Below are 7,813 nucleotides of genomic sequence, written 5' to 3'. Positions count from 1 at the left end.
CCGGCCCCGGCTCGCGGCCCACCCGCGAGCCGGGGCCGGGTCAGGCTGGTTGGGACTGCGGGGTCCAGGGCTTGATCCAGGGGGACTCGGGCCAGCCTTCGGCCGCGGCCATCAGGGGCATCGCCGTGCCGCCGTCGATGTGCTCGCGGATGATGTCCGCGTGGCCCGCGTGGCGGGCCGTCTCCTGGATCAGGTGGAGCAGGACCCAGCGGACCGACCAGGCCTCGACGTCCTGCGGGAACCACGGGACGCCCTTCGGCACCGGGACCGCCTGGCCGAGGTCGTCGATGCCCGCGATGACCTCCGCGGTGCGGGCGGCCACCTCGTCGTAGCGGGCCAGCACGCCTTCCAGCGTCTCGTCGGGGCGCAATCGGTGCGCGTCCTGGTACTCCGCCATCGCCTCGCCGAACGGCTTCTGCGGCACCTGCAGCACCGTGTCCATCCAGCCGTTCTCGGTGCTCGCGACGTGCTTGATCAGCCCGCCCACCGACAGCGTGCTCTTCGTCGAGGCGAGCCTCGCCTGCTCATCGGTCAGCCCGTGGGCCGCCAGTCTGAGCACGTACCGCTGCTGCTCCAGGAAGCTCAGCAGCCCGTCACGCTCGTCGGCCACCGGGCGCACGTTCCCCGCCATGTCGATCCTTCCGCCAAGAGATACCTACCGGCGATCGTGCCACCCGGCACCGACATTTTCGGGCGGAATTCCGCTATCGGTGGGCGTGCCTCGGGGCCGGCTTGACGAAGGCGTACGCCCCGCCGATGCCGTACAGGGCCGCGCGGACCACCAGCTGGGCCCGCGTGGCGACGCCTTCGTAGGTGCCCAGCTGCCGGGTGAGCACGACGGCCAGCCAGGTCGCCAGCACCACCACCAGGCCCGCGACCGCGAGCGCGCGCCAGCCCGGCGGCCACCACAGGATCAGGCTGATCACCCCGGCCACCAGAACCACGCTGAGCAGCGACGACAGCAGGTGGCTGCGCTCGGGGTAGGCGGCCTGCAGCAGCACGAGCACACCGAACGCGCTCACCGAGATCGAACTGAGCCGCGCCGACCACTGGACCGGCCCGAGCCGGTGCAGCGGGGGCCCGGCGAGCACGAACGCGACCCCCGACACCGCGAGCAGCACGCGGAACACCGGCGGCCCGGTCAGCAGCGCCTCGGCCGGGTCCTGCGCCGGGGAGACGCCGGTGGGCAGGAAGAACTCCAGCAGCCAGCCCGAATACGCGAGGACGGCCGCCCCCATCAGGAGGGCCGAGGCGATCCGAGCCGTGCGCACGAGGCAGAGCGTAAGCGACGGGCCGCGCCACGGCCCGTCGCCGTGACCAGGTCCACCGAGTCGTTATGCCTGCGGTCGGACGAAGGGGAACAGGACCGTCTGGCGGATCGACGCGCCGGTGAGCATCATCAGCAGCCGGTCGACGCCCAGGCCGAGTCCGCCGGTCGGCGGCATGCCGTGCTCCAGGGCGAGCAGGAAGTCCTCGTCCAGCTCCATCGCTTCGACGTCGCCGCTGGCCGCGCGCAGCGACTGCCCTTCGAGCCGGCGGCGCTGCTCGATCGGGTCGGTCAGCTCGGTGTAGGCCGTGCCGACCTCGGAGCCGAACGCGATCAGGTCCCAGCGCTCGGCCAGCCGCGGGTCCACGCGGTGCTGGCGGGTCAGCGGCGAGACGTCGGTCGGGTAGTCGGTGTAGAACGTCGGCAGCACGGTCGCGCCCTCGACGAGGTGCTCGAACGCCTTGAGCACGAGATCGCCGTGGCTCGGGTCCTCCCCCACCGGCACGCCCGCCGCGACGCACAGGCGGCGCAGGTCGGCCACCGGCGTCCCCGAGTCGATCTCCTCGCCGAACACCGCCGAGACGGCTTCGTGCACCGGAACCACCGGCCAGTCCCCGGAAATGTCGTACTCGACGACCGTGCCGTCCGCATCGGGCCGGCGGACGACCTGGGCGCCGTACGCCGCTTCGGCCGCGTGCTGGACGAGTTCGCGCGTCAGCGTCCTCATCGTGTCGTAGTCCGCGTACGCCTGGTACGCCTCGAGCATCGTGAACTCGGGGTTGTGCGTCGCGTCGACGCCTTCGTTGCGGAAGTTGCGGTTGAGCTCGAAGACGCGCTCGACGCCGGCCACGCACAGCCGCTTGAGGTACAGCTCGGGCGCGATCCGCAGGTACATCCGCATGTCGTAGGCGTTGATGTGGGTGACGAACGGCCGGGCGTTCGCGCCGCCGTGGACCGTCTGCAGCATCGGCGTCTCGACCTCGAGGTAGTCGGCGTGGTGCAGCCGGTCGCGCACCGCGCGGACCACTGTGGACCGCAGCCGCAGCATGTTCGTCGAGTCCGGGTTGACCGCCAGGTCGAGGTAGCGCTGCCGGACGCGGGTCTCCGGGTCGGTGAGACCCTTGCGCTTGTCGGGCAGCGGGTGCAGGCACTTCGCGGTGACCGTCCACTCGTCGACGAGCACCGAGAGCTCGCCCCGCTTCGACGTCACGACCTGGCCGCTGACCCCGACGTGGTCGCCGAGGTCGACGCCGGTGCGCCAGCGGGTGAGGTCCAGCTCGCCGGCCTCCAGCATCAGCTGGATCTCGCCGCTGAAGTCCTTCACGCGGGCGAAGCACAGGCCGCCGAGGATGCGCAGGTTCAGCACGCGTCCGGCGATCCGGACCCGGTGCCCGGTGGTGGTGTCCGGGGCGAGGTCGCCGAACTTCGCCACGACGTCGCCGATGTGGTCGTCGCGGCGGAAGCCGACCGGGTACGGGTCGATGCCGGCCTCGCGCAGCTTGTCGAGCTTGGCGATCCGGACGCGGACCTGTTCGGGCCGCCGCACGGCCTTCGGGGCCGGTGTCGCCGCCGACTCCTCGATCTCCTTGACGCGGGCGACGAAGTCCTCGCTGACCGTTTCCAGCCGCAGCGACCGCGCCCGTCCGGTCGGGACGAACCCTTCGAGCGCGCCCGCGACGATGCCGACGCGCGGCAACCGCCGGGCCGAGGAGTAGCAGAGGAAGCGCGGCTCCCAGTCCGGCCCGTACTTGGCGTTCGACCGGTAGAGCGACTCCAGCTGGAAGAACCGCGAGAAGACGCTCAGGATCCCGCGCCAGGCCCGCAGCACCGGGCCCGCGCCGATCCGCTCGCCCTCGGAGAACACCGCGCGGAACATCGCGAAGTTGAGCGAAATTCGCTGCGCGCCGAGGTGCTGCGCGGCCGCGACGGTCTCGGCGATCATGTACTCGTTGAGGCCGTTTTCGGCGTCGCGGTCGCGGCGCATGAGGTCCAGCGAAAGCCCGCGGCGGCCCCACGGGACGAAGGACAGCAGCCCGCGCAGCTCGCCGTGGGCGTCGTAGGCCTCGACCATCACGCTGCGGCCGTCGCTGGGATCGCCGAGCCGGCCCAGCGCCATCGAGAAGCCTCGTTCGGTCTCGGCGCCGCGCCAGGCCTGCGCCCGCGCGAGCAGCTCGGTCATTTCGGCTTCGGGGATCTCGCCGTGGCGGCGGACCCGCGAGGTGTACCCGGCCCGCTCGATGCGCTTGACGGCCTGGCGCACCGAACGCCGCTCCGGACCGGCCAGGCTGAACTCGCGGACGTCGAGCACCGCTTCGTCGCCGATTTCCAGCGCGCGCAGGCCCGCGCCGGTGTACGCCTTCGCGCCGCGCTCGCTCGCCCCCAGCACGCCGGGCGTCCAGCCGTACGTGCGCGTCTCGTCGAGCCACGCGCGGACGGCGTCGGGCCACGCCTCCGGGTCGCCGACCGGGTCGGCGCTGGCGACGCTGGTACCGCCGAGGACGCGGTAGGTCACCGCCGCACGGCCGCTGGGCGCGAAGACGACGCTCTTGTCGCGGCGGGTGGCGAAGTAGCCGAGGGAGTCGTCCTCACCGTGTTCGGCGAGCAGCTTGCGCAGGTGGAGCTCGTCTTCGTCGGTCCGGAGGGCCCGGCTGCGCACCCCGCGGAAGAGCAGGTACAGCGCCGCGGTGGCGACCGCGGTCGCGCTGAGGTCGAGGAACACGTCCAGCCAGGCGGGCCCTTCGCCGACGCCGATCCGGCGCAGCTGCAGGTTCTCGCCCGTGGCGTGGTTCACGACCCAGGCGAAGCGCTCCCACGTGTCGCCGAGGTGGCCGGGGAACGCCTCGGTCAGGCCCCAGCCGACCAGGATGACCAGGGCGAAGCCGCCGAACAGCATGCTCAGGCCGTCGCGCCAGGCGCTCGGCGCGAGCCGGGCCGGGAACGCCGGGCGCAGCGCGAGCAGGAACACGATCAGGCCGATCGAGACGAGGTCGGCGATGGTCAGCACCCACAGCTGCGCGGGGATGTGCCGGACCTGCTTCGGGCCGAGCGTCAGCAGTTCGGGTGACCACAGCAGCGTCGCCTGCAGGACCAGGGTGAGCAGCAGGCCGCCGACCTGGAACAGCACCAGCGTGTACAGCGCCGCCTTCTTGCGGCGGCGCAGGGCGCTCCCGAGCACGACCAGCAGCAGCACCATGACCAGGCTCTCGCTGGTCGGCACGCTCAGGCCGGAAAAGGCCATGTCGATGCCGTTGAGCAGGCGGCCGTGCGCGCCGCCGGCGAAGAGCAGGATCACCGAGAACACCGCGGCCAGCTGGACCACGGTCGCGACGATGCCGCCCGCCTTCGCCTTCCAGGCGGGGAGGCGACGGCGCGGGCTCGCGAGGTTTCCCATGGGTGGTTTCGTCGCCTTTCGCGGCCGGTCGGTGGTCATGCCTCTTCTTGACGTAAGTGAACCCGCATTGGTTGTCCCCGGACATCAACCTGAAGGCTGACGGCCGGTGGTCCTCGAGGGTGTGAAGCTGGTCGCACGCGGTTGGGGCCGGTCCGGGGGCGTGTCACGCTTTGAGACGCCTCTGTTCCACGACCCGGGGACCTCGCCGAGGCCTCGAGGGAAGGACGGTCGACGACGATGTCTGCCAGCGCCGAAGAACCCGCCCCCTACGGCACCGGATCGGCTCCCCGGCCGGCGCCGGGCCGGAAGGTCCGCGTCCACCACCTGCGTGAGCTCAAGGAGCGCGGCGAACCGTGGCCGATGCTCACCGCGTACGACATGTACACCGCCGCCCTGTTCGACGAGGCCGGGATCCCCGTGCTGCTCGTCGGCGACTCCGCGGCCAACAACGTCTTCGGCTACGACACCTCGCTGCCGGTGACGGTCGACGAGCTGCTGCCCCTGGTCCGGGCGGTCACCCGGTCGGTCAAACGGGCCCTCGTCGTCGCCGACCTGCCGTTCGGCTCCTACCAGCTCTCGCCGCAGCAGGCGCTGGAGACGTCGGTGCGGTTCATGAAGGAGGGCCGCGCGCACGCCGTGAAGCTCGAGGGCGGACGCCGGTTCGCCGCGCACGTCGAGGCGCTGACGTCGGCCGGCGTGCCGGTGATGGGCCACATCGGCTTCACCCCGCAGAGTGAACACAACCTCGGCGGCTACCGGGTGCAGGGGCGCGGCGAAGCGGCGGACGTGCTGCTCGCCGACGCGCTGGCGCTGCAGGAGGCCGGAGCGTTCGCGGTGGTGATGGAGATGGTGCCCGCCGAGGCCGCCAAGCGCGTCACGGCGGAGCTGAAGATCCCGACGGTCGGCATCGGCGCGGGCCCGGACTGCGACGCGCAGGTGCTCGTCTGGCAGGACATGGCCGGGCTGCGGCGCGGCAAGGCACCGCGGTTCGTCAAGCGCTACGCCGACGTCGCGACGGTGCTGCAGGACGCGGCGACGGCGTTCGCCGAGGACGTCCGGCGCGGGGAGTTCCCGGCGCCGGAGCACGCGTTCCACGACTGACACGGCGGTCACCGGCGCTTGAACCGTTCCGCGAGCGCCGGGTCGTTCTCCCACCACAGGCCGGTCGCCGGAGCCGCGTCCAGCTGGGCGTCGACCTGCTTCGCCCGCCGTTCGTCGTCGCGGGCCCACCGCACGAACAACGCGACGACGAACGGCAGGCCGGCGACGTCACCGCCGATCCACAGCACGCCCGCGCCGATGATCTGGTCGGTGCGCGGGTCCGGACCCCAGCCCGGGTGCGCGGCCGCGTAGTGCGCCGGGGCGAGCAGCGGGCCGAGCCACAGCACCAGGCCGAGCGCGCCGTCGAAGACGACCTCGGCGAACGCGATCCACACCGACACCAGGTGCGGGTCCTCCCGCGGCGTCGGATCGAGCCCCAGGCGCGTCCAGAAGTACGTGAAGCCGGCGCCCACGAGCGCCAGCCGGACCAGGCCGTCGGCGAGCGGCGAGCGCAGCGTGAGGTCGTAGAGCGGGGTCAGGTACAGCACCAGCACCGGCGCGACCAGGACGACCGTGACGACCGGCGGGAACGTCAGCGCGCGGGCGAGCGGGCCGCGGCCGTGCCGGCGCAGCCACCCCGCCTCGACGGAGTCCAGGAGCAGCCGGACGGGCGCGCCCAGGGCGAGCAGCAGCGGCGTGATCATCAGCAGCGTGACCGTCTGGACCGCGCGGACCCAGAAGAACGTCGTGTCGTAGATGGCCAGCGGTGAGCAGGTCACGACCAGGATCGTCGCGAGCCCGGCGAGGAACGCCGTCGTGCGGCCCGGGGGCCAGCCGCGGCCGCGGGCCGCGCGGACGTAGAGCGTGCCCGCGGCGAGCACGCCGAGGACGGCCGGGGCGTCGAAGGTCAGTGGCATCTCAGACCGCGAAGAAGATCAGGCTGCCGATTCCGGCGACCACGCAGTAAATGGCGAACGGGGTCAGAGTGCGCGTTTCGAAGTATCCGGTGAGGAATCGGACGGAAATGTACGAAGCGACCCCGGCGACGACGCTGCCGACGAGCGCGGGGCCGAGCGAAGCCTGGTTTTCGGGGGCGAACAGCGTCGGCGTCTTGAGCGCGCCCGCGGCGAGGATCACCGGCGTGGCGAGCAGGAAGGCGAACCGCGCGGCGTCCTCGTGCCCCAGCCCGCGGCGCAGGCCGGCGACCATCGTGATGCCCGAGCGGCTGATGCCCGGCAGCAGCGCGAGGATCTGGGCGGCCCCGATCAGCACCGCCTCGCCGACCCGCAGCTTCGCCAGCCGGACGTCGGTCGCCTCCTCGACCGAGACCGCCCGCATGACCAGGGTGTCCTCGGTGGAAAAGTCCACAGTGTCCGCTTCCTCCGCGGACTTCTTCCGGGAGAACTTCTCGGCGGCGTACAGGACTCCGCCGTTGAGCGCGAGGAAGATCGCCGCGGGCACCGGCTTGCCGAGGAAGTCGCGTAGCAGGCTTTCCAGGAGCAGGCCGGCCAGCCCGACCGGGATGGTGGCGAGCACCAGCAGCCACGCGAGGCGCTGGTCGGGCGTGCGGACTTCGCGGTGGCGGAGCGACGTCCACAGCCCGCCGACGATCCGCACCCAGTCCTTGCGGAAGAACAGGACCAGCGCGAGCGCGGTGGCCACGTGCATCGCCACCAGCACCGCGAGGTACGGCGAATCCTTCCCGATGCCCAGGTCCCGCTGCCACGAGCCGCCGAGCCAGGCCGGCAGCAGGATGCTGTGGCCGAGACTGGACACCGGAAACAATTCCGACACCCCTTGCAACGCCCCGACGACAATCGCCTCGACATAGGTCACCGCGGACATTCCGTACCCCTTTTTGCCGAATCCCGACACCGGAAACTACCGGCCCTTTCGTGAGCTCGAGGCAAGGGGGACACCCGCGCTCAGCGTCCCCACAGCTGGCGTTCACATCCATGAACTTCAATCATGTTCTTGACTGGTGTTCGGATCGCGGCTTAGCGTTTAGCCCGTCGCCGCCACGACGAACTTCGCACCCTCGACGAGGAGGATCGAAATGCGTGAGCGGACTGCCCGCCCCGGCGAACTCCGGGCCCCCTGAACCGGGGACCCGC

At 71.8% G+C, this 7,813-nt stretch carries 6 protein-coding genes; 1 reads left to right on the top strand and 5 read right to left on the bottom strand.

Annotation, left to right across the window (positions count from 1 at the left end; all coding sequences use genetic code 11):
• Positions 1 to 40: 40 nt before the first annotated feature.
• The 3 genes from CCN39_RS46140 to lysX form a co-directional block, all read right to left on the bottom strand.
• A complete protein-coding gene (locus CCN39_RS46140) occupies positions 41 to 631 on the bottom strand; it encodes a DinB family protein (RefSeq protein WP_086853328.1) in 591 nt (196 codons plus the stop codon).
• A 73-nt stretch (positions 632 to 704) separates the two neighbouring features.
• Positions 705 to 1,271, bottom strand: a complete 567-nt coding sequence (locus tag CCN39_RS46135) for a hypothetical protein (protein WP_244211323.1) — start codon at positions 1,269 to 1,271, stop codon at positions 705 to 707.
• 63 nt (positions 1,272 to 1,334) lie between these two features.
• Positions 1,335 to 4,658 carry a bifunctional lysylphosphatidylglycerol synthetase/lysine--tRNA ligase LysX gene (gene lysX, locus CCN39_RS46130; protein ID WP_086853326.1) on the bottom strand — a complete coding sequence of 1,108 codons (3,324 nt, stop codon included), beginning with the start codon at positions 4,656 to 4,658 and terminating at the stop codon, positions 1,335 to 1,337.
• A gap of 237 nt (positions 4,659 to 4,895) precedes the next feature.
• On the opposite strand from lysX, the gene panB reads away from it, so the two are divergent.
• Positions 4,896 to 5,759 (top strand): 3-methyl-2-oxobutanoate hydroxymethyltransferase, encoded by an 864-nt coding sequence (gene panB / locus CCN39_RS46125; protein WP_086853324.1) that lies wholly within the window; start codon positions 4,896 to 4,898, stop codon positions 5,757 to 5,759.
• A gap of 8 nt (positions 5,760 to 5,767) precedes the next feature.
• On the opposite strand, the gene CCN39_RS46120 is transcribed toward panB, so the two are convergent.
• Both CCN39_RS46120 and CCN39_RS46115 read right to left on the bottom strand, forming a co-directional pair.
• A complete protein-coding gene (locus tag CCN39_RS46120) occupies positions 5,768 to 6,616 on the bottom strand; it encodes a cytochrome c oxidase assembly protein (RefSeq protein WP_086853322.1) in 849 nt (282 codons plus the stop codon).
• A gap of 1 nt (position 6,617) precedes the next feature.
• Complete coding sequence (locus CCN39_RS46115; RefSeq protein ID WP_086853319.1) at positions 6,618 to 7,544, bottom strand: undecaprenyl-diphosphate phosphatase; 927 nt, start codon at positions 7,542 to 7,544, stop codon at positions 6,618 to 6,620.
• Positions 7,545 to 7,813 lie beyond the last annotated feature (269 nt).

This window comes from Amycolatopsis kentuckyensis, from assembly GCF_002155975.1.
GTDB lineage: Bacteria > Actinomycetota > Actinomycetes > Mycobacteriales > Pseudonocardiaceae > Amycolatopsis > Amycolatopsis kentuckyensis.
The sequence above is the reverse complement of the archived record's forward strand: the minus strand, read 5'-3'. Positions and strand labels throughout refer to the sequence as shown.

What these genes read in the sequence shown, in the direction of transcription:
- panB (WP_086853324.1), top strand. Translation starts at nt 4,896, where the DNA reads ATGTCTGCCAGCGCCGAAGAACCCGCCCCCTACGGCACCGGATCGGCT.
- lysX (WP_086853326.1), bottom strand. Translation starts at nt 4,658, where the DNA reads ATGGGAAACCTCGCGAGCCCGCGCCGTCGCCTCCCCGCCTGGAAGGCG.
- CCN39_RS46120 (WP_086853322.1), bottom strand. Translation starts at nt 6,616, where the DNA reads ATGCCACTGACCTTCGACGCCCCGGCCGTCCTCGGCGTGCTCGCCGCG.
- CCN39_RS46140 (WP_086853328.1), bottom strand. Translation starts at nt 631, where the DNA reads ATGGCGGGGAACGTGCGCCCGGTGGCCGACGAGCGTGACGGGCTGCTG.
- CCN39_RS46115 (WP_086853319.1), bottom strand. Translation starts at nt 7,544, where the DNA reads ATGTCCGCGGTGACCTATGTCGAGGCGATTGTCGTCGGGGCGTTGCAA.